Annotated in this window: 18 protein-coding genes and 1 pseudogene; 6 read left to right on the top strand and 13 right to left on the bottom strand. The window is 68.7% G+C overall.

All coding sequences use genetic code 11. From position 1 onward, the window contains the following. Positions 1-27: 27 nt before the first annotated feature. The 7 genes from ACFWWR_RS33680 to ACFWWR_RS33650 form a co-directional block, all read right to left on the bottom strand. A complete protein-coding gene (locus ACFWWR_RS33680) occupies positions 28-2,571 on the bottom strand; it encodes an ATP-binding protein (protein WP_383872178.1) in 2,544 nt (847 codons plus the stop codon). Between the two features lie 52 nt (positions 2,572-2,623). After that, on the bottom strand, positions 2,624-3,307 hold the full coding sequence (locus ACFWWR_RS33675) for a response regulator (protein WP_384307268.1): 684 nt from the start codon (positions 3,305-3,307) through the stop codon (positions 2,624-2,626). Positions 3,308-3,431: 124 nt separating this feature from the next. Beyond that, positions 3,432-4,100: a potassium-transporting ATPase subunit C gene (locus tag ACFWWR_RS33670; protein WP_383872173.1), complete on the bottom strand. Its 669-nt coding sequence runs from the start codon at positions 4,098-4,100 to the stop codon at positions 3,432-3,434. Between the two features lie 5 nt (positions 4,101-4,105). Next, complete coding sequence (gene kdpB, locus ACFWWR_RS33665; protein WP_383872171.1) at positions 4,106-6,244, bottom strand: potassium-transporting ATPase subunit KdpB; 2,139 nt, start codon at positions 6,242-6,244, stop codon at positions 4,106-4,108. Next, on the bottom strand, positions 6,241-7,905 hold the full coding sequence (gene kdpA / locus ACFWWR_RS33660) for a potassium-transporting ATPase subunit KdpA (RefSeq protein WP_383872166.1): 1,665 nt from the start codon (positions 7,903-7,905) through the stop codon (positions 6,241-6,243). Before kdpA ends, kdpB begins: the two co-directional genes overlap by 4 nt. A gap of 8 nt (positions 7,906-7,913) precedes the next feature. Further along, positions 7,914-8,003: a K(+)-transporting ATPase subunit F gene (kdpF, locus tag ACFWWR_RS33655; protein WP_037659531.1), complete on the bottom strand. Its 90-nt coding sequence runs from the start codon at positions 8,001-8,003 to the stop codon at positions 7,914-7,916. 292 nt (positions 8,004-8,295) lie between these two features. Beyond that, positions 8,296-10,131: an APC family permease gene (locus ACFWWR_RS33650; protein WP_383872162.1), complete on the bottom strand. Its 1,836-nt coding sequence runs from the start codon at positions 10,129-10,131 to the stop codon at positions 8,296-8,298. A gap of 315 nt (positions 10,132-10,446) precedes the next feature. Here ACFWWR_RS33650 and ACFWWR_RS33645 point away from each other — a divergent pair, with 315 nt between their 5' ends. Beyond that, on the top strand, positions 10,447-11,004 hold the full coding sequence (locus ACFWWR_RS33645; protein WP_384307265.1) for a hypothetical protein: 558 nt from the start codon (positions 10,447-10,449) through the stop codon (positions 11,002-11,004). A 382-nt stretch (positions 11,005-11,386) separates the two neighbouring features. On the opposite strand, the gene ACFWWR_RS33640 is transcribed toward ACFWWR_RS33645, so the two are convergent. Continuing rightward, positions 11,387-11,674, bottom strand: coding sequence for a hypothetical protein (locus ACFWWR_RS33640; protein ID WP_384307263.1), 288 nt, complete (start codon positions 11,672-11,674; stop codon positions 11,387-11,389). Between the two features lie 54 nt (positions 11,675-11,728). Between ACFWWR_RS33640 and ACFWWR_RS33635 the strand changes: the two genes are divergently transcribed. The 3 genes from ACFWWR_RS33635 (at position 11,729) to ACFWWR_RS33625 (ending at position 15,856) form a co-directional block, all read left to right on the top strand. Continuing rightward, a complete protein-coding gene (locus ACFWWR_RS33635; RefSeq protein WP_383872153.1) occupies positions 11,729-12,460 on the top strand; it encodes a MerR family transcriptional regulator in 732 nt (243 codons plus the stop codon). A 465-nt stretch (positions 12,461-12,925) separates the two neighbouring features. After that, complete coding sequence (locus tag ACFWWR_RS33630) at positions 12,926-14,881, top strand: amino acid transporter (RefSeq protein WP_383872150.1); 1,956 nt, start codon at positions 12,926-12,928, stop codon at positions 14,879-14,881. 450 nt (positions 14,882-15,331) lie between these two features. Further along, on the top strand, positions 15,332-15,856 hold the full coding sequence (locus ACFWWR_RS33625) for a hypothetical protein (RefSeq protein ID WP_383872147.1): 525 nt from the start codon (positions 15,332-15,334) through the stop codon (positions 15,854-15,856). Between the two features lie 294 nt (positions 15,857-16,150). On the opposite strand, the pseudogene ACFWWR_RS33620 reads toward ACFWWR_RS33625, so the two are convergent. From ACFWWR_RS33620 to ACFWWR_RS33610, 3 genes and pseudogenes are all read right to left on the bottom strand, one after another. Beyond that, positions 16,151-16,255 (bottom strand): annotated as a pseudogene (locus ACFWWR_RS33620) (IS5/IS1182 family transposase); the annotation flags it as partial. Between the two features lie 74 nt (positions 16,256-16,329). Beyond that, positions 16,330-18,312 carry an amino acid transporter gene (locus ACFWWR_RS33615; RefSeq protein ID WP_384307260.1) on the bottom strand — a complete coding sequence of 661 codons (1,983 nt, stop codon included), beginning with the start codon at positions 18,310-18,312 and terminating at the stop codon, positions 16,330-16,332. 200 nt (positions 18,313-18,512) lie between these two features. Continuing rightward, positions 18,513-18,686 (bottom strand): hypothetical protein, encoded by a 174-nt coding sequence (locus ACFWWR_RS33610; RefSeq protein WP_384307313.1) that lies wholly within the window; start codon positions 18,684-18,686, stop codon positions 18,513-18,515. Between ACFWWR_RS33610 and ACFWWR_RS33605 the strand changes: the two genes are divergently transcribed. After that, positions 18,655-19,167, top strand: a complete 513-nt coding sequence (locus ACFWWR_RS33605) for an ATP-binding protein (protein ID WP_384307310.1) — start codon at positions 18,655-18,657, stop codon at positions 19,165-19,167. The two genes, ACFWWR_RS33610 and ACFWWR_RS33605, sit on opposite strands and share 32 nt — an antisense overlap. 46 nt (positions 19,168-19,213) lie before the next feature. Here ACFWWR_RS33605 and ACFWWR_RS33600 read toward each other — a convergent pair whose 3' ends face one another. Then, on the bottom strand, positions 19,214-19,426 hold the full coding sequence (locus tag ACFWWR_RS33600; protein WP_384307258.1) for a hypothetical protein: 213 nt from the start codon (positions 19,424-19,426) through the stop codon (positions 19,214-19,216). Positions 19,427-19,560: 134 nt separating this feature from the next. Beyond that, positions 19,561-20,196: an ISL3 family transposase gene (locus tag ACFWWR_RS33595; RefSeq protein ID WP_384307307.1), complete on the bottom strand. Its 636-nt coding sequence runs from the start codon at positions 20,194-20,196 to the stop codon at positions 19,561-19,563. Between the two features lie 298 nt (positions 20,197-20,494). On the opposite strand from ACFWWR_RS33595, the gene ACFWWR_RS33590 reads away from it, so the two are divergent. Next, entirely contained in the window at positions 20,495-20,665 is a 171-nt protein-coding gene (locus ACFWWR_RS33590) for a DUF5670 family protein (protein ID WP_030933194.1), read from the top strand. Positions 20,666-20,745: the final 80 nt, after the last annotated feature.

Below are 20,745 nucleotides of genomic sequence, written 5' to 3'. Positions count from 1 at the left end.
GCCTGTACTGACTGGATGTTGACGTCGCTAGGAGGTGGCGGTCGCCGGAAGGCCGGAGGGGAGCGGTCGGCGGTCGGACGCGGCCGGGACGGTGAGGACCATGGTGAGGCCGCCGCCGGGGGTGTCCTCGGCGTCGAGGGTGCCGCCCATGGCTTCGGCGAAGCCGCGGGCGACCGCAAGGCCCAAACCGACGCCGGCGCCGCCCGGGGCGTCGCCGTAGCGCTGGAACGGCTCGAAGATGCGGTCCTTGGCCTCGTCCGGGACGCCCGGGCCGCGGTCCACCACCCGTACCTCCACCCGGTCGGCCATGGCGCTGGCAGCCACCAGGACGCGCTCGCCGGCGGGGCTGTACTTGACCGCGTTCTCGACCAGGTTGGCCACCGACCGCTCCAGCAGGCCCGGGTCGACGGCGACCATCGGCAAGGTCTCCGGGATGTCCAGCTCCACGCTGTCCTCGGGTACGCCGCCCAGCGCCATGGGCACCACCTCGTCGAGGTCGATCTCGCGGATCAGCGGGGCGACGGTGCCGGTCTGCAGCCGGGACATGTCGAGAAGGTTGCCCACCAGGTGGTCGAGGCGGTCGGCGCCCTCCTCGATGGCCTCCAGGAGTTCGGCCTGGTCCTCCTGCGACCATTCGACGTCGTCCGAGCGCAGGGAGGTGACCGCGGCCTTGATGCCGGCGAGCGGGGTGCGCAGGTCGTGGCTGACGGCGGCGAGCAGGGCGGTGCGGATGCGGTTGCCCTCGGCGAGTTCCTTGGCCTGGTCGGCCTCGGACTGCAGGCGCTGGCGGTCCAGGACCACGGCGGCCTGGGCGGCGAACGCGGCGAGGATCCGGCGGTCGGAGGCGGGCAGCACTCTGCCGGACAGCGCGAGCGCCATGTGGTCGCCGACCGGCATGTCCACGTCCGCTTCCTCGGGGTACTGGCAGGGCTGTGGGCCCACGCTGCCCGCGCAGGTCCACGGGGCCACGTCGCTTTCCCGCTCCAGCAGGGCGACCGACTCCATGCCGAAGGTCTCCCGCATCCGCTCCAGCAGGGCCTCCAGGCTGGTCTCGCCGCGCAGGACGCTGCCCGCCAGGAAGGAGAGGATCTCCGACTCGGCGCGCAGCCGGGCCGCCTGGTGCGTACGCCGGGCGGCCAGGTCCACCACGGAGGCCACCGATACCGCCACGGCGAAGAAAACCACGAGGGCGACGATGTTCTTGGGATCGGCGATGGTGAGGCGGTGCAGGGGCGGGGTGAAGTAGTAGTTCAGCAGAAACGACCCGAAGGCCGCCGAGGCCAGCGCCGGGAGCAGGCCGCCGAGCAGGGCCGCCGCCACGGTCAGCGTCAGGAACAGCAGCATGTCGTTGGCGAGACCGAGTTCGGCGTCGACGTTGGTCAGCAGAAGCGTGAGCAGCGTCGGGCCGACCACCCCGGCCAGCCAGCCCCAGATGATCCGTGGACGGCCGAGCCGCGCACCTCGCGCAACCGGCAACCCGCGGCCCTTGCCCACCTCGTCGTGGGTGATCAGGTGGACGTCGAGGTCGGGGCCCGACTCCCGGGCGACCGTGGCGCCGACACCGGGCCCGAAGACGTACTGCCATCCCCTGCGTCGCGAGACGCCGAGGACTATCTGGGTGGCGTTGACCCCCCGCGCGAAGTCCAGCAGAGCGGAGGAGACGTCGTCACCGATGACGTGGTGGAAGGTGCCGCCCAGGTCCTCCACCAGGGTGCGCTGGACGGCCAGCTCCTTGGGCGAGGCGTTGGTCAGTCCGTCGCTGCGGGCGATGTAGACGGCCAGCACTTCGCCGCCGGCGCCCTTCTCGGCGAGCCGGGCGGCGCGGCGGATCAGGGTGCGGCCCTCGGGGCCGCCGGTCAGACCGACCACGATCCGCTCCCGCGAGCCCCAGATCTTCGACACCCGGTGTTCGCTGCGGTACTCGGTCAGATACGCGTCGACCCGGTCGGCCACCCAGAGCAGCGCCAGCTCGCGCAGCGCGGTCAGATTGCCCGGGCGGAAGTAGTTGGACAGGGCCGCGTCGACCTTGTCGGCCTTGTAGATGTTGCCGTGCGCCATCCGCCGACGCAGCGCCTGCGGCGACATGTCGACCAGCTCGATCTGGTCCGCCCGCCGGACGACCTCGTCTGGGACGGTCTCCTGCTGCCGCACCCCGGTGATCGACTCGACCGTGTCCCCGAGCGACTCCAGATGCTGGATGTTGACGGTCGAGATGACGTCGATCCCGGCCGCGAGCAGTTCCTCGACGTCCTGCCAGCGCTTGGCGTTGCGGGAGCCGGGGATGTTGGTGTGGGCTAGTTCGTCGACGAGAGCCACCTGGGGGTGCCGGGCCAGGACTGCGTCGACATCCATCTCGGTGAAGACGCTCCCCCGGTATTCCAGCTCTTTACGGGGGATCTGTTCCAGGCCGTGGAGCATGACTTCGGTGCGAGGCCGGTTGTGGTGTTCCAGGAAGGCGACCACGCAGTCGGTGCCCCGCTCGACACGGCGGTGCGCCTCGGACAGCATCGCGTACGTCTTGCCGACGCCCGGTGCCGCGCCGAGGTATATCCGAAACTTGCCGCGTGCCATGGTCTCGTCTCTACGTCGTAGTACGTATGCGGTGATAACGGTCGGGAGCGGGTCAGCTCTCGAAGCGGTAGCCCATGCCCGGTTCGGTGATCAGGTAGCGGGGGTGGGCCGGGTCCGCCTCCAGCTTGCGCCGCAGCTGGGCCATGTACACGCGCAGATAGTTGGTTTTGTTGCTCTGGGCGGCACCCCACACCTCCTGCAGCAGGTGCTTCTGCGTGATGAGCCGGCCGGGGTTGCAGACCAGGATTTCCAGCAGATGCCACTCGGTGGGGGTGAGGCGCACATCGCGGCCGGCACGGATGGCCTTCTTGGCCAGCAGGTCGATGGTGAAGTCGTCCGTGGTGACCAGCGTGGTCTCGGGAGCGAGCGGCACGGTTTCGGTGCGGCGGACCGCGGCGCGCAGCCGGGCCAGGAGTTCGTCCATGCTGAACGGCTTGGTGATGTAGTCATCGGCGCCCGCGTCGAGCGCGGCGATCTTCTCGTCGGAGGCCCGGCGGGCGGACAGCACCAGGATCGGGACCTTGGTCCAGCCGCGCAGGGCCTTGATGACCTCCGTGCCGTCCATGTCCGGCAGCCCCAGATCGAGGAGGACCACATCGGGCTGGCGGGCGGCGGCGAGCCGGAGCGCGGTGGCGCCGTCGGGGGCCGCGTCGACGCCGTACTGCCGTGCCTGCATGTTGATCACGAGCGCCCGTACGAGCTGGGGGTCGTCCTCTACGACCAGTACCCGGGTCATCGGTGTGCGCCTTTCCTGTTGCACGGAGAGCCAGAGGATGCGGAACCCATGTCGTGGCCGTTGGAGTTGGCGGATCGGGAATGCCTCCAGGCCCGCCGACTCCTGCCCGGGTCGCGTAAGGCCATCAGCTCCTGGCCACGAGTTCCTTGAGCGCGATGTTGAGTTCAAGGACGTTGACGGTGGGCTCGCCCATGAAGCCGAGGATGCGGCCGTCGGTGTGCTCGTCCACGAGTTTCTGAACCTGGGCGACGGACAGGCCGTTCTTCTCGGCGATCCGGTGGACCTGGATGTCGGCGTACGGCGGGGAGATGTCCGGGTCCAGGCCGGAGCCCGAGGAGGTGACCGCGTCGGCGGGCACGTCGGACGCCTTGACCTTGTAGTCCGAGGTCGAGTTGTCCTTGATGACCGCCGCCTTGGCGTCCTTGACCCACTTGATCAGGTCGGCGTTGTCACCGGAGCGGTTGGTGGCGCCGGACAGGATCAGTTTGTACTGGGTGTTGACGCTGTTGGTGCCCAGTCCGTTCTGCGGGCGCCCCTGGAACCACTTCAGGTCGGGCTCGGGGGTTTCCTGGCCCTTCTTGAGCGGCAGGTTGTACGCCTGGCCGATGAGTGAGGAGCCGGCGACCTTGCCGTCCATCGTGATCTCGGAGCCGTTCGCCTTGTCCGGGAAGATCCCCTGGGCGACGCCGGTGATGGCCAGCGGGTAGAGGATGCCGGTCACCACGGTGAGTACGAGAAGGGCGCGTAGCCCGGCCCAGAGCAACCGGGCAGTGTTCGTAACCGAGTTGTTCATGGCGGTCAGCCGATCCCGGGGATGAGGGAGATGAGCAGGTCGATGATCTTGATGCCGATGAAGGGGGCTATCAGCCCGCCCAGGCCGTAGATGCCGAGGTTGCGGCGGAGCATCTTGTCCGCGCTGACCGGGCGGTACTGCACGCCGCGCAGGGCGAGCGGTACGAGCGCGATGATGATCAGCGCGTTGAAGATGACCGCGGAGAGGATCGCGGAGTCGGGCGAGGACAGGTTCATGATGTTGAGCTTGTTCAGGCCCGGGTAGACCGCTGCGAACAGCGCCGGGATGATCGCGAAGTACTTCGCGACGTCGTTGGCGATCGAGAAGGTCGTCAACGCGCCCCGGGTGATGAGGAGTTGCTTGCCGATCTCGACGATCTCGATGAGCTTGGTCGGGTTGGAGTCGAGGTCGACCATGTTGCCGGCCTCCTTGGCGGCCGACGTGCCCGTGTTCATCGCGACGCCGACGTCGGCCTGCGCGAGCGCGGGTGCGTCGTTCGTGCCGTCGCCGGTCATGGCGACGAGCTTGCCGCCCGCCTGCTCTCGCTTGATGAGGGCCATCTTGTCCTCGGGGGTGGCCTCCGCGAGGAAGTCGTCGACGCCGGCCTCGTCCGCGATCGCCTTGGCGGTCAGCGGGTTGTCGCCTGTGATCATGACGGTCTTGATGCCCATGCGGCGCAGTTCGTCGAACCGCTCGCGCATGCCCTCCTTGACGACGTCCTTGAGGTGGATCACCCCGAGGACGCGGGCGCCCTTGTCGTCCTCGACGGCGACCAGCAGCGGGGTGCCGCCCGCCTCCGAGATCCGGTTGGCGAGGATATCGGCGTCCTCGGCGACCGTGCCGCCCTGCTCCTTCACCCATGTGATGACGGAACCGGCCGCGCCCTTGCGGATCTTGCGTCCGTCGACGTCCACGCCCGACATACGGGTCTGGGCGGTGAAGGCGATCCACTCGGCCTGCGACAGTTCGCCCTGGTGACGCTCGCGCAGCCCGTACTTCTCCTTCGCCAGTACGACGATGGAGCGGCCCTCGGGCGTCTCGTCTGCCAGCGACGACAGCTGGGCGGCATCCGCCAGCTCGGCCTCGGTCGTGCCACGTACGGGTACGAATTCGGCGGCCTGCCGGTTGCCGAGCGTGATGGTGCCGGTCTTGTCGAGCAGCAGCGTCGACACGTCGCCGGCGGCCTCGACGGCCCGGCCCGACATGGCCAGGACGTTGCGCTGCACCAGCCGGTCCATGCCCGCGATGCCAATCGCGGAGAGCAGCGCCCCGATCGTGGTCGGGATCAGGCAGACCAGCAGGGCCACCAGCACGACCATGGTCAGATGCGTGCCCGCGTAGTCCGCGAACGGCGGCAGGGTGGCCACCGCGAGCAGGAAGACGATCGTCAGCGAGGCGAGCAGGATGTTCAGCGCGATCTCGTTGGGCGTCTTCTGGCGTGCCGCGCCCTCGACCAGGTTGATCATCCGGTCGATGAAGGTCTCGCCCGGCTTCGTGGTGATCTTGATGACGATGCGGTCGGACAGCACCTTTGTACCGCCGGTGACGGCCGAGCGGTCGCCGCCGGACTCCCGGATGACCGGGGCCGACTCACCGGTGATCGCCGATTCGTCCACGGACGCCACGCCCTCGACGACGTCACCGTCGCCGGGGATGATGTCGCCCGCCTCGCAGACGACGAGGTCACCGATGGTCAGCTCGGTGCCGGGCACCTGCTCCTCGGCCCCGCTGTCCTTGGACAGCCGGCGGGCCACCGTGTCGGTCTTGGCCTTGCGCAGGGTGTCGGCCTGGGCTTTGCCGCGCCCCTCGGCCACCGCTTCCGCCAGGTTGGCGAATATCACGGTCAGCCAGAGCCAGACACTGATCGCCCAGCCGAACCAGTCGCCCGGGTCCTTGAACGAGAACACCGTCGTCAGTACGGACCCGACCAGCACGACGAACATGACGGGTGACTTGACCATCACCCGCGGGTCGGTCTTGCGGAGAGCGTCCGGCAGCGACCTGAGCAGCTGCTTGGGGTCGAAGAGACCCGCGCCGACCCGGCCTTCGCCGGTCTTGTGGCCGGTCGGTGCGTCCTGGTGGGGAGCGAGTGTCGGAGTCGAGGTGGACATCGAGTCCTCTTGATTCGTTACGTCGGTGGTCATGACGCCAGCCCCTCGGCCAGCGGTCCCAGTGCCAGGGCCGGGAAGTAGGTCAGACCGGTGATGATCAGGATCGCGCCCACCAACAGGCCGGTGAACAGCGGTTTCTCGGTGCGCAGTGTGCCCGCGGTGGCCGGGACCGGCGTCTGCTCGGCCAGCGAACCGGCCAGCGCGAGGACGAACACCATCGGCAGGAAACGCCCGAGGAGCATCGCGATGCCGATCGTGGTGTTGAACCACTGCGTGTCCGCGTTCAGACCGGCGAAGGCCGAGCCGTTGTTGTTGGCACCCGAGGTGTACGCGTACAGGATCTCGGAGAAACCGTGCGCGCCGGTGTTCAGCATGGAGTGCGGCGGGGTGGGCAGCGCCATCGCCGCGGCGGTGAAGATGAGCACCAGTGCCGGGGTGATGAGGATGTAGCAGGCCGCCAGCTTGATCTGGCTCGTGCCGATCTTCTTGCCCAGGTACTCGGGGGTGCGGCCGACCATCAGGCCGGCGATGAACACCGCGATGACCGCCATGATCAGCATGCCGTAGAGGCCGGAGCCGACACCGCCGGGCGCGATCTCGCCGAGCTGCATGCCCAGCAGGTTCAGCCCGCCGCCAAGACCTGTGTTGGACGAGTGGAAGGAGTCCACCGCACCGGTCGAGGTGAGCGTCGTGGAGATCGAGAAGATCGACGAGGCGCCGATGCCGAAGCGGGTCTCCTTGCCCTCCATCGCCCCGCCGGCGATCTCGAACGCCGGCCCGTGGTGGGCGAACTCGGTCCACCACATCAGGCAGATGAAGCCGACCCAGATGGTCGCCATCGTGGCGAGGATCGCGTAACCCTGCCGCAGCGAGCCGACCATCTGGCCGAAGGTCCGCGTCAGCGCGAACGGGATCAGCAGGATCAGGAAGATCTCGAAGAGGTTAGAAAACGCGTTGGGGTTCTCGAAGGGATGCGCGCTGTTGGCGTTGAAGTAGCCGCCGCCGTTGGTGCCCACCTCTTTGATGGCCTCCTGTGAGGCGACCGCGCCGCCGTTCCACTCCTGCGAGCCGCCCATGAACTGGCCCACGGAGTGGATCCCGGAGAAGTTCTGGATCACGCCGCAGGCGACCAGCACGATCGCGGCGACCACTGAGAGCGGCAGCAGGATGCGGACGACACCGCGCACCATGTCAGCCCAGAAGTTGCCCAGTTCCCCGGTCCTCGAGCGGGCGAAGCCGCGCACCAGAGCCACCGCGACGGCGATCCCGACCGCGGCGGACAGGAAGTTCTGCACCGCCAGCCCGCCGGTCTGCACAACGTGACCCATGGCCTGTTCGCCGTAGTACGACTGCCAGTTGGTATTCGACACGAAGGAGGCGGCGGTGTTGAACGCCTGGTCGGGGTCGATCGAGGAGAAGCCCAGCGAGCCGGGCAGGCTGCCCTGCACGCGCTGCAGCAGATACAGGAAGAGAACACTCACCGCGGAGAAGGCGAGGACGCCGCGCAGATAGGCGGGCCAGCGCATCTCGGTGTTCGGGTTGGCACCGATGCCCTTGTAGATCCACTTCTCGACACGCAGGTGCTTGTCGGAGGAGTAGACCCGGGCCATGTAGTCGCCGAGCGGTCGGTATGCCAGGGCCAGCGCCGCTATCAGCGCGAGCAGCTGGAGCACACCGGCGAGGACGGGGCTCATATCAGGACTCAGAACCTCTCCGGGAAGATCAGGGCGAGGACGAGATAGCCCAACAGGGCGACGGCCACGATCAGGCCGACGATGTTCTCGGCGGTCACAGCTTCGTCACCCCCTTGGCGACGAGAGCCACCAGCGCGAAGACCGCGATTGTGGTGACGACGAAGGCCAGGTCGGCCATCGCGAGCTCCTAGATGAGGTTCGGATCGAACGGACGATTAGAGGAAAGCGCCTCACCGACCCGATGCGGCCGCCGTTGACGCCTCCCTTACGGCGGCCCGTTCGCTTTTGACGGAACCCATACGCCGGAGGCCCCCGCGGGTGCCGGACCAGCTCCTCCCGGGAGCGCCGACGGCCCACACCGGTGAGGTGCGGGCCGTTCGGGCGCAGCGGTCAGAAGATTCGGAACCGCAGCCGGCAGATCACCGCGTCCGTGTCCTGGCGTACGGCATGCGCGACGACCGCTCCCCGCTGGTTCTGCAGCAGCCGCTGCCACAGCCGGTCGGGCTCGACCTCGGGGATCAGGACCGTGACGCGGGCGCCGGGCCCGGCGATCCCTCGTACGTACGCGGCGATCGGGCGGCCGAGGGCGCGGTGCTCGGAGGCGATTCGGACCAGCGGCACGCCCGGATTCCACTGGGCCCAGTCCCGTTCCAGCCTGGCGGTCTGCGCCTGGTCCTCGGCGTCCGGATGACAGACGGTGACCGCGTGCACCTCGTCGCCGAGCGAGGTGGCGGCGTTCAGGGCTTCACAGGTCAGCACAGACAGGTTGGACACCGGGACGATCACAACGGATCGGGCTCGGTGCGGCGGCTCCGGGATGCCGCCCAGGCCGAGCCGCTCGCCGATTCGCGCGTACGCCCGCTGCACCGCCTCGAATACGGCGACCAGCAGCGGCAGGGCAATGACGAGCAGCCAGGCACCCTCCTCGAACTTTGTCACGGTGACCACGACGGCCGACACCCCCGTGAGGACCGCGCCCAGCCCGTTCAGCACCGCCTTACCGTGCCATCCCTCTCCTCGCTCGCCGCGCCAGTGCCGGACCATGCCGACCTGGGCGATGGTGAAGCCGACGAAGACGCCGATGGCGAACAGCGGAACAAGGGTGTTCGTGTTGCCGCCGGAGAAGACCAGCAGCCCGGCCGATACGGCCGCCAGCGCGAGGACGCCGTGGCGGTGGACCTGGCGGTCGGCCTTCAGGGCGAACACGTGCGGCAGGTAGTTGTCACGGGCCAGCAGCTTCAACAGCACCGGGAGGCCGCCGAAGGAGGTGTTCGCGGACAGAGCCAGCAGGATCATCGTGGCGAACTGGATGACGTAGAAAGCCCAGTTGTGGCCGAGCGAGGCGTCCGCGAGCTGCGCGAGGACGGTGACGCCCTCGACCGGCTGGAGGTGGAAGCGCGAGATCAGCACCGACAGGCCGATGAGCATCACACCGAGCACCGCACCGAGGGCGACCTCCGCCCACTGGGCCCGCCTGACGCGGGGCACCCGGAACGACGGCACGGCGTTGGCGAGGGCCTCGACGCCCGTCAGCGCGCTGCACCCGGAGGCGAAAGCCTTCAGCAGCAGCAGTGCACCGACGGTCGTGGCGTTGTCGGCGAGGACCGAGACGTGTCCGGACGCGGTGTGGGTGCTCACGGGCGCGGAGCGGAACAGCCCCACCACGATGAGCACCAGGGTCGAGGCGACGAAGACCACGGTCGGCACGATGAACGCGCGGGCCGACTCCACGATCCCTCGCAGGTTGACCCCGGTGATCAGCACCAGCGCGGCCAGGCACAGCCACAGCCGCTCGCCGTACAGGCCGGGGAAGGCGGAGGTCAGGGCGGCGACACCGGCGGTCACGGCCACCGCCACGTTGAGCACGTAGTCCAGGACGAGCGAGGCGGCGGCCACCAGGCTGGTCCGCGTGCCCAGATGCGTCTTGGCCACGGCGTACGAGCCGCCGCCGTCCGGGAACGCGGCGATCACCTGCCGGTAGGAGGCGACGAGCACCCCGAGCAGCCCGGCGATGGCGAGTGTGACCGGCAGTGTGAAGCCGAGGCCGTGCGCACCGGCGGCGGCCAGAACCAGGACGATGGCTTCGGGGCCGTACGCCACCGAGGCCATCGCGTCGAGCGAGAGGGCGGCCAGCCCCGTGAGGGCGGTGAGCCGGTGGCGCTCGCCGGTATCCGGGGGGTCGTCGTCGGCGGGGGCTGCGCCGGTCTCGGCGGTCAGAACGGACATGGGATGCGGGCTCCTTCACGTACAACCGCTCACGGCCGGGTACTACGTAGGGCCCGCGCACCCGGGGAGGCGGTGCGCGGGTCAGCCCAGGTTCCGCCCGCTTCCGGCTGCGTACACAGGCTCCTTGCGCATTCTTCGCGCTGAACCGCCCAACCTTGGCGGAACGTTGACGCCCTCTGACGTACACGACGGTCGCGAGCCAGGAACCTGGCTCCCGCCCCCGCCATGGCCGTGGCGTCAAAATCGGGCAGAGACCTCATCAGGGAGACATCAAGACGCGAGGCGTCGGCCGTCTCGGTGCCTAGCCTCAGCGCCATGGGACACCCCGACGATGCGCGAGACGACACGGTCAGCACTCTCGCGCACCAGCCCTCCGAAGCGGCATACGACCACCTCTGGGCCGCGGACCTACGCAGCTCGATCCACTGCTCAGCCGTTCTCCTCAGCCTCCTGCTAGTGATCGACTGGGGCGCCGGCAGCTTCACACTCTGGCGCGGCGCGCTCTGGGCCACCCTCGCCGTCCTGCTCTTCCTGGTGCTGTTCCCGACTCGGGTGGCCGCGGGCGAGGGCTGGCTGGCCTCACGCGGGCTGCTGAGGGAGCGGCGGATCCACACCGACCACCTGGTGTCCGTCCGATGCCTGGACGGTGTCGGACAGCGGCTCGTACTGCGCGACACGTTCGGCGGGCGGCTCGAAATCGACCCCCGCGTTCTGATCGCCAACCCACCGCTGTGGCACCGCCTCGACGAGGACGCGCGCGTCTCCGCCACCCGCGGATCCCTGACGTGCGGGACGAGCGCGCTGCTCCGGTTGTCGCAGCGGATCGACCGGGAGACGGCGCTGACGGTGTTCAAGGTTTCCGGTCTGGAGTGAGAGCAGCCGCTCATCTGCGCGGTCATAGGCCTCGTGCTCGTCATCGTGCTGGCCACCAAGTTCACGCCGGGGGCGTGTGCGACGAACACCGCATCCGTGAGGGTGAAAGTAACGTCGCCGACCCGGCCGTCGCTCAGTGAACGTCGCCCGGCGATCCTCGCCACCCCCATACCCTGGGCGGACAGAAGCACCATCTGAGCGCCAGGTGACCACCGAACCGGTGCCGCAGCGGATGATCCGCAGCAGGCGCCGGCCCTCCTCACCGCCTATCGCTGACGCGCACCGGTTCGGCCATGCCGAACACTCTGGCCCGAGCACGCCAGCGGCGAGCCGAACCCGATGGCCACGGCCTGGAACCCCACCGCAGCGGCTGCTCGGATCCTCAGTCCTGCGGCCCGTCGGCAGGTGCCTTCAACAGCCGGTCCAGCTCGTTGCCGGCCTCGTCGTACCCGGCGTCGGAGATCCGTTGCAGCTCGCGCAGGTCGCCGGTCGCCACCGCGCGTCGCGTGAGCAAGAACCCGGCGTGCATGGACCCCTCGTCCAACAGCTCGCTCAGCTCCCCGAGGTCGCCGGCCGCGTCGGCGAGGTCGGCCAGCCGGTCCAAAGCGGTCTCGTTGCCCTCATCGGCCAGCTCGCGCAGGGTCTCCCGATCGACTTTCGTGTTCGCCATGACGCCATGCTGCACCCCTGCCCCAGGGGAAGGGTCAAGTGGGACGATGGCCGGGTGATCACCATCGGGCAACTGGCGCGGTACGTCGGAGTGTCGATCAAGACCATCCGCGTCTACCACGACAAAGGACTGCTCCCCGAGCCCGACCGCGATGCGTCCGGCTACCGGCGATACGGCGCCAACGATGCCATCGCCCTGATCAAGATCCGCACCCTCGCCGAAGCCGGCGTCCCCCTGGCCCGTATCCGCGACCTGCGATCAGCGCCCGACGAGGAGTTCCAGCAGGCGCTGCGCGAGATCGACGACGAGCTCACCACCCGCATCCGTGGCCTGCGGGCAACGCAGGAGCGCCTGCGCCAGCTCGCCGCCGGGCAGCTGGCGCCGCTGCCCACCGAGGTCGGTGCCCATCTGGAGGACCTGGCCCGCTGGGGGTTCACCCCTCGTTGGGCGGACCTGCAACGCGACCTGTGGATCCTCGTGTTCGCCACCCACCCGGACCAGGCGATCACCCTGTTTCACGACCAGGCCGAGACCCTGGCCGATCCGGCGCTGCGGCAGCTCTTCCTCGACTACGACCACGCGCACGGCCTTGACGCCGACGATCCCCGCATCGACGACCTCGCCCGCCGGATCACCGAGGCGACCCGGAAACGCTACGGACCCGACGAACCGCCCCAGCTGGATACGGCCTCCGAGATCCCCGCCCTCATCCAGGGCACGGTCAACGCCTCGTCCCCGGCATGGCAGCGACTCGACACGCTCATTCGCGCACACCTGGACGCGTGACTCGACGTGTACGGACACACGGTCCACACTGCGTGCGGAACGGATCGGCAACGGGACGTGGACGGCTCCCGCCTGGCGCGCAGGCTCGAGGTGGTCGGCTACCAGTGGGCTCGTTCGACCTTCAAGCGGGGCGCCGAACGCCGACCCGCACGCTGCAGCGAAATTCGGCCAGCTCGGACGCGGGCCCAGCAGCGTCAGTCGGCCGCACTACGGACCGAGCCCTGACAGCAGCCGCACGGAAGACTCCCTCACCTGGCAGCCCGCGCCGCCATAGGCGCGTCTGCTCCTCGTCCGCGTCGCCGAACCCGCTCCCGATGGCGACAATGGGCGGCCAGGACCGGCGGAGACGTTCCTCTCAGCGTGCGCCCCTCCCTGGGCCTGTGGATCACTGGATGCATACGTTGACCCCCGCCGTCCGCGTGATGGCCGGATCCGCACGCTGAGCCGCACGTCAGGAGTACACCGATGGCCACCACCGACCGCGCCCGTCCGCGCACGAGTCGCGTGCGCGCGTGGATGCTGGAGGGCCTGTCCGACATGGCGGGCCACCAGCAGGGGCCGCACGCCGTGCCGGAGCCCGCGCACAAGGGGCAGCGGTGGTGGCGGGTGATGTGCCTGACCGGCGTCGACTACTTCTCCACGCTCGGCTACCAGCCCGGTATCGCGGCCCTCGCGGCCGGACTGCTGTCCCCGGTGGCCACCATCGTGCTCGTGATAGTCACCCTGGCGGGCGCCCTGCCCGTCTACCGGCGGGTGGCCGAGGAGAGTCACCGCGGCGAGGGGTCGATCGCGATGCTGGAGCGGTTGCTGTCCTTCTGGAAGGGCAAGCTGTTCGTCCTGACCCTGCTCGGCTTCGCCGCCACCGACTTCCTGATCACCATCACCCTGTCGGCTGCGGACGCCTCTACCCATCTGGTGGAGAACCCTCATCTGGCCGACCCTCTGCACAACAAAGAGCTGTTGATCACGCTGGTGCTCATCGCGCTGCTGGGTGCGGTGTTCCTCAAGGGCTTCCTGGAGGCGATCGGCGTCGCCGTCGCCCTCGTCGGCGTCTATCTCGCGCTCAACGCCGTGGTCGTGATGGTGGGACTCTGGCATGTGATCACCGAAGGCCATGTGATCACCGACTGGTCCACCGCCCTGACCGCCGAGCACGGAAACGTTTTTGCCATGGTCGGGGTGGCGCTGCTGGTCTTCCCGAAGCTGGCGCTGGGCTTGTCCGGCTTCGAGACCGGCGTGGCGGTGATGCCCCACGTCGCGGGCGATCCCGGCGACACCGACGAGAAGCCCGCGGGCCGTATCCGGGGCACGAAGAAGCTGCTGACCACGGCAGCACTGATCATGAGCGTGTTCCTGATCTGCACGAGCTTCATCACCACGCTGCTCATCCCGGAGAAGGAGTTCGAGTCGGGCGGCCAGGCCAACGGACGGGCACTCGCCTACCTGGCGCACGAGTACCTCGGCAACGCATTCGGCACCGTCTACGACGTCTCCACCATCGCCATCCTGTGGTTCGCCGGCGCCTCGGCCATGGCCGGGCTGCTCAACCTGATGCCCCGCTACCTGCCCCGGTACGGTATGGCCCCGCACTGGGCACGCGCCGTACGCCCCATGGTGATCGTCTTCACGCTGATCGGGTTCCTGGTCACGTGGATCTTCGACGCCGACGTCGACGCCCAGGGCGGCGCCTACGCCACCGGCGTCCTGGTACTGATCAGCTCCGCCGCAATCGCGGTCACCATCGCCGCCCGCAAGGCCGGCCAGCGCAACTGGACCATCGCCTTCGCCGTCATCTCGACGGTCTTCCTCTACACGACCGTGGCCAACGTCATCGAGCGCCCCGACGGTGTGAAGATCGGCGCCTGCTTCATCGCCGCCATCATCCTCGTCTCGCTGCTGTCCCGCCTCGCCCGCGCCTTCGAACTGCGCGTCACCGGGGTGGAGCTGGACTCCATGGCAGAGCGCTTCGTACGCGACATCGCCAGCCGCCGGATCCGGTTCATCGCCAACGAGCCCGACAACCGCGACATCGCCGAGTACCGCGAGAAGATCCAGCAGATCCGCGCGGACAACGACGTCCCCTCCCAGGAGGACTTCGTCTTCGTCGAGGTCACCGTGCTCGACCCCTCCGAATTCGAGGCGGGCATGACCGTACGCGGCGAAGTGATGCACGGCCGCTACCGCGTGCTGACCTTGGAGTCCTCCTCCATCCCCAACGCCCTCGCCGCCCTCGTCCTGCACGTCCGCGACACCACCGGCCGCATCCCGCACATCTACTTCGAGTGGACCGAGGGCAACCCCTTCGCCAACTTCCTGCGCTTCTTTCTTTTCGGCCAGGGCGAGGTCGCCCCGGTCACCCGCGAGGTGCTGCGCGAGGCCGAGCCCGACCGTTCGCGTCGCCCTCGGGTCCACGTCGGCTGAGCCGGCAGGGAAACGGGCCAGGCGTAGGCCGGCCGACCGCGGTGGTGGGACGCAGACGCCGAGGAATCCACTGACCAAGGCCGGGACTTCTTTGGCCCGCATGGCGTTCTCCGCGTTCTCGGCCTCATCGCGAGCCTCGGCCAAGACATGGGCCAGGGCGGATTTGGCACCGCGGTACAGGGGGTTGCCTTCGCCCCACTTGTCTACGACTCCTCCGGCAGCGATGAGCATTACCACGCCCCCGGTGCGCACCGAAGCTGCGCTGAGTCGCTGAACTGTACATTCGCGACTCCTTCCACACTGTGGCGCCATCAGTGATGCACGTGGCGCCATATTCGACCCATCATGACGCCACTCATGTGCCATGATGGCGCATGGGTGGTGCGCTGCTCGGCCTCGCAGGCCGAGGGGTGCGCGTTTCGCGGAGTGAGCCATCAAAGGGGCGGGATCGTGGAGACAGCACAGAACCAGCAGCAGGTGTCACCCGGCACCTTCACCGCCTTCGCCCGCTTCGTGCTCTGCGGCGGCGGGGTGGGGCTCGCCTCCAGCTTCGCCGTGGCGGCCCTCGCCTCCTGGATTCCCTGGGTCCTGGCCAACGCCCTGATCACCCTGGTCTCCACGCTCCTCGCCACCGAGCTGCACGCCCGCTTCACCTTTGGCGCGGGCGGGCGCGCGACCTGGCGCCAGCACGCGCAGTCGGCCGGGTCCGCGGCGGCTGCGTACGCGGTGACCTGCGTGGCGATGCTTTTCCTGCAGCAGCTGGTGGCAGCGCCCGGTGCCGTGCTCGAGCAGGCCGTCTACCTGTCCGCCTCCGCACTCGCCGGTGTCGCGCGGTTCGCGGTGCTGCGCCTCGTCGTCTTCGCGCGGAACCGCTCCCAGGCCGCGGCCACCGTCCGCACCGCCCGGCCCGTGCCCGCGACCGTGGCCCACGCCTCGGCCCCGGTCGGCCGCGCGGCGCTCTGCCACGCCGCCTGATCGTTCCGCCGGGCGGCGCGCCGCAGGCCAGCGTGCGGAAATGCCCGACAATCTGCGGTTTTGTAACTCTCGGAGGTGGCTGGCTGCCGAGGGGGCGGGCAGTCGCTGGACCTTCCTGCACCGCGGGACCCGTCGCCGAGACCTTCGATACCAAGGCCGACGGCAATTACCTGGTGCAGTTCAAGATGGCCGGCGACGCCACCGAGTCCTATTTCCGCGACGCCTGCTTGTGTGCACAGCGGCGTGCTGATGAGCACGACACACGGTGGAGTCCACACCCACCTTGGACCACTTGATGACCTGCCGGTGGTCCTTCCACCGTCCACCCCGACCGGTGTTCTTCGGCAAGTGCGGCTCCAACTGAGCCCATTGAGGATCAGTCAGATCACCCCGCCCCAGAGATCGACAGTCCGGCTCGTCACTGACCCATCGGGCAGGTCCCGGGCGTCGTCTTCGCTGGACGGAGCGCTGAGTCAGCCGCCGACGTGGATGCCGGGGCGGCGGTCGGGGTCGGGTTCGTTGCTGCGGATGATCTCGCGGGTGACCGGAGCGGTGTCGCCGCGGCCGAGCAGGAAGTAGCGGAACATGTGCATCAGCGGGCTCCCTTCGGCCCACGCGAAGTAGCAGTGCGGCTGCACGCCGGTGGCGTTGCGGAGGGCGAGCAGGATCGCGGCGATGGCGTTCGGGGCGGCCGGGGCCTCGGCGCGCAGGATGCGGTAGCCGTCGACTTCGACGCCGCGGACGGCGAGGACTTCGCTGAAGTCGGACGGGTCGACCACGTCGATCTCCACGAACAGCACATCGGCCGGGGCGGGCACCGGATTGCTGCCGCGCTGCTCGCGCTCCTTGGCCGAGTACTCGTCGCCGTCTCCGGCCTGGCGGCGGTTGGCGATGATGTTGATGGAGTTGTCGTGGGTGAGGGTGTCGGTGATGAACCGGCGGGCAGCCTCGTCGAAGACGATGCGGTCGGCGCGCAGTTCGGTGGTGCGCGACACCCGGGAGATCAGCGACACAGCGATGATGCCGGAGATGAACATGCCGGAGATGGCGATGCCGTCGGGCTTGTCGACGATGTTCGCCACCAGGGCGTAGAGCAGGACCGCGGTGAGAGCTGCGAAGCCTGTGGCAGTCGCGCGCTGGCGGCGGCGTACGACCGAGACGGTGACGGCGAAGGCGCCGGAGACCATCATGGCCAGGATACCCGTGGCGTAGGCGCCGGCCTGGGCGTCGACGTCGGCGTCGAACGCGATGGTGATGAGAACACACAGGGCGGTGTAGACCATCACGACGGGGCGTACCGCGCGTCCCCACTCCGGGGCCATGCCGTAGTGGGGCAGGTACCGCGGGACGATGTTGACCAACCCCGCCATCGCGGATGCGCCCGCGAACCACAGGATCAAGATGGTGCTGACGTCATAGACGGTACCGAACGCCTCCCCGACGTTCTCGTGAGCCAGCCAGGCCAGTGCACGGCCGTTGGCCCCGCCACCGGGCTCGAACTCCTTGTGAGGAATGAGGACGGTGGTCACGAAACTCGCGGACAGCAGGTAGACGCTCATGATGAGCGCGGCGGTGGTCAGCAGCCTGCGGGTGTTGCGGATCCGCGAACGCAGCCGCTGCTCAGCGTCGGCGCCGTCGGCGGACACGAGCGGCATCATGCTCACCCCCGTCTCGAAGCCGGACAGCCCCAGCACCAGCAGCGGAAACGCCACCAGTGCCGGCCCCACCAGATCGCCGAACCCGCCTCCGCCCTCGACGAGCGCGTCCGTCCACGCCGACCATGCCCCCGGCGTGGTGAACACATCCACCAATCCGACGGCGATAATCACGGCGTTGAGCACCAGGAAGACCGCGACAAGCGGGATGGCCACACTGACCGCTTCGCTGAACCCGAGCAGGAACACCCCTCCGAGGACCAGCAACAACGCCACCGTGATGGCGACCTCATGACCGTGCAGGGCATGGGGCAGGTAAGGGTTCTCCACCATGTGGACGGAGGCGTCCGCGGCAGACAAGGTGATCGTGATGATCCACGACGTGGCCACGAAGCCGAGCAGGACCAGCACGAACAGCTTGCCCCGCCAAAACGGCAGCAGATCCTCCAGCATCGCCACCGACCCGGCTCCGTGCGGGCTCTCCCGCGCCACCCGCCGGTACATCGGCAGCATGCCCACCAGGGTCAACGCCACGATCAGCAAAGTCGCGAGCGGCGACACCGCCCCTGCCGCAAGCGCCGCGATCGCCGGCACGTAGGCCAAGCTGGAGAAGTAGTCCACCCCGGTCAGACACATCACCTTCCACCAGGCGTGCGGCTCGGTATGCCCCTCACCGGCCGCCGGCCCGACCGGCTGCACCCGATGATGCAGCAACCACCGCGCCAGACTCCCGGTCGGCTGTGCCCTCAGAGCTGGACTGTCCACCACTTCCGGCACCGCCAGTTTGTTGGCGTCCTGCATATCCCCCACCTGTCCCCCATTGGCCTTGCCTACCTGCGCAACGCACCGGTCACCGAACCCGATGATCACCGAGTATGCGGACCTCAGCCCTGGCGGCCGCATCCGGGGTGGGCACGCGTCGGCTGAGCTCGTCCTCGGCCTTGTTCCCCTCCCAGCCTGACCCAGTTGAAACTGCTGAAACCACGCCAGGCGGAGCATGGTCAAGGCCGGAAGAACATCTCCATCAGGCCGGCGGCGATCAGGACCCATGCCGCGATCACTAGCAACCACACCGTTTCGGTCACCACCCCGACGGCGCCCAGGACCACGACGATCAGAAGCAGGGTGTATTCGGTCCGCCGGATGCTGCGGTACGGGTCTTCAGGGTCGGTCATTCCGCCGACTTCCTCAGCGTCAAAGGGCTCAACGGATGCATCGACTGCCTACAGCTGGGATCACGGACTCGGCATCGGGAGACACTCCAGGCACAGTGCGGGATATCCGGAGCGCAGGTTCAAACTGGCTGGTTTGTCTCACGCTGATTTGTCTCATGCGGTGTCGGACCGTGCGATGGGCCTGGTGCAGCTGGTGGTCAGCGAGCTGGTGACCAACGCGCACAAATACGCGCCCGGCCCGTGCCTGCTGGACTTGGAGATCAACGGCGGTGCCGTGGAGGTCAGCGTGTGGGACACCGATCCGACGCTGCCGGTGGCCCGGAGCCCTGATCCGGGCCGGGTCGGACAGCACGGCCTCGAAATCGTGATCGGCGCATGCCGCAGCTTCGAGATGCGACGCGAACCGGTGGGCAAGCGCATCATGGCCGCCATCGTGCTGGCCGACGATCCCGGCGGGAACCCGGCAGGCCGCCTGATGTGACCACCCACCGGTGCGTGATGTCGTGCTGGGTGAGGGCTCGCGAGTATCACGGGTGAGCGGACGCGCGGTCGACCGTCTCCTCAGACACGGACGGGTCGATGACCCCGCTGGTGTGGTGCTGGCAGGCCGGACACAGCTCATGGTGGCCGTCGGGGGTGACGACGGTGCCCCATTCATGGCATTGCCCGCAGTCCTGGGCCAGGGAGAGAACGGGGCGAGGGACCGGGGCCGGAGGGCTGGGCGGGCTTTCCTGAGCCATGCGGTGGGGTCCTTGAGCCGTCACACCGTCGGCGGCCCGGCGCGGCGGCCCCGCCCGGCGCGCAACACCGGCGAGTGCGCCCCGATCCCCGGCAGCGTCCGCGCCGCCCATCCCGCCCTCCCTCCCTGAGCGAGTTAGCCAACGACGTCAAGGATGGTCTGGCCGAACGCGGTAGGGGCGATCAGCACGCCGAAGACCAACACGATCACGACGGTCAGCTTCTCGGAGCCGGGCAACGCGAATGGCGCTCGCAGACAGGACCGATGGCGCGACACGCACCGCTCGGCTGCCTCACCAAGGTTGCGCCAGAGATGGAAGCGATCTGCGACCTGCACCGCAGTGGGTGCCCCGGTGCTGGCGCCTTCGGCGAAGAAGGGGGCACGGTCGCGGCAGACCACCTCAATCCCGGGACACTCAGCAAGCCAGGCAGCGACGGTGGCCGCCTCGCGGTCGGGCAGCAGATCCACGGGCCTGCGGGTTTCGACATCAACCAGCACAGTCCCGTAGACACGGCCCTTGCGCATCGCGTACTCGTCGATGCCCACCACCCGCGGGGCCGACGGCTGAGGGCCCGGCATCGCATCGACCAGCCGCAATACCGTGCTGCGGCTGGCGGAGATGCCGAAGACGTCCGCAAGGCGGGCGCCGGCGCGGCCGGCCAAAGCGAGGCCCACCTCGGCCAAGGCCGAACGCAGCCGGTCAGTCCGCTGAGCGTGACGGCGGGTCAGCCCAGGAATCTGCTCAACGAAGGTCCGCCGTCGGCAATGCAGCCAGCTTGGGGATCAAGGCGGCACCGCCCCGCACAGCCCAGCAGAAAGGTGGGCCGTAGCGAACCTGCGGGCTAGTAGTCGATCGTGTGCCGACGGAAGGCGTCGATCGTGTCACGTACCGGGCTGCGCCTGCGCCACTCTGCATGGAACTCGACCGAACCGAAAGCCGCCCACCGGCCCCAGGTGAACACCGTGGAGGGACGGGGTTCAGTGCCCGCAAGAGCAGTGGAGAAACCAGGGAAATCGACCGTGTGTTCTTGCATTCGCCGGGCACGAGGAGCGACGGAGGTTGATAACTATGGTTCCCCTGCTTCTCGTTCTTCTGCTGGCCCTGATCCTCTTCGGCGCAGGTTTCGCGCTGAAGGCACTGTGGTGGATCGCCGTCATCGTGCTGGTCGTCTGGCTGCTCGGCTTCGTCATGCGCTCCGCGGACACAGGCGGCCGCAAGGGCCGCTGGTATCGCTGGTAACCCCGCAATCAGCAGCGTGCCTGTGGGCCCCGGATTAATCCGGGGCCCACAGGCTCGTCCCGGACCAGGACATTCTCCGG

Origin of the sequence: Streptomyces sp. NPDC058678, assembly GCF_042714835.1 — a bacterium.
In the GTDB taxonomy this organism is placed as follows: Bacteria; Actinomycetota; Actinomycetes; order Streptomycetales; family Streptomycetaceae; genus Streptomyces.
Note: the sequence above shows the minus strand (reverse complement) of the source record. Positions and strands in the feature narration are given on the sequence as shown.

Coding starts and splice junctions, on each gene's coding strand:
- ACFWWR_RS33645 (WP_384307265.1), top strand. CDS start 10,447: ATGGGACACCCCGACGATGCGCGAGACGACACGGTCAGCACTCTCGCG.
- kdpA (WP_383872166.1), bottom strand. CDS start 7,905: ATGAGCCCCGTCCTCGCCGGTGTGCTCCAGCTGCTCGCGCTGATAGCG.
- ACFWWR_RS33600 (WP_384307258.1), bottom strand. CDS start 19,426: ATGGCTCAGGAAAGCCCGCCCAGCCCTCCGGCCCCGGTCCCTCGCCCC.
- ACFWWR_RS33680 (WP_383872178.1), bottom strand. CDS start 2,571: ATGGCACGCGGCAAGTTTCGGATATACCTCGGCGCGGCACCGGGCGTC.
- ACFWWR_RS33670 (WP_383872173.1), bottom strand. CDS start 4,100: ATGAACAACTCGGTTACGAACACTGCCCGGTTGCTCTGGGCCGGGCTA.
- kdpB (WP_383872171.1), bottom strand. CDS start 6,244: ATGACCACCGACGTAACGAATCAAGAGGACTCGATGTCCACCTCGACT.
- ACFWWR_RS33610 (WP_384307313.1), bottom strand. CDS start 18,686: ATGACCGACCCTGAAGACCCGTACCGCAGCATCCGGCGGACCGAATAC.
- ACFWWR_RS33675 (WP_384307268.1), bottom strand. CDS start 3,307: ATGACCCGGGTACTGGTCGTAGAGGACGACCCCCAGCTCGTACGGGCG.
- ACFWWR_RS33605 (WP_384307310.1), top strand. CDS start 18,655: ATGCTGCGGTACGGGTCTTCAGGGTCGGTCATTCCGCCGACTTCCTCA.
- ACFWWR_RS33615 (WP_384307260.1), bottom strand. CDS start 18,312: ATGCAGGACGCCAACAAACTGGCGGTGCCGGAAGTGGTGGACAGTCCA.
- ACFWWR_RS33630 (WP_383872150.1), top strand. CDS start 12,926: ATGGCCACCACCGACCGCGCCCGTCCGCGCACGAGTCGCGTGCGCGCG.
- ACFWWR_RS33640 (WP_384307263.1), bottom strand. CDS start 11,674: ATGGCGAACACGAAAGTCGATCGGGAGACCCTGCGCGAGCTGGCCGAT.
- ACFWWR_RS33650 (WP_383872162.1), bottom strand. CDS start 10,131: ATGTCCGTTCTGACCGCCGAGACCGGCGCAGCCCCCGCCGACGACGAC.
- ACFWWR_RS33590 (WP_030933194.1), top strand. CDS start 20,495: ATGGTTCCCCTGCTTCTCGTTCTTCTGCTGGCCCTGATCCTCTTCGGC.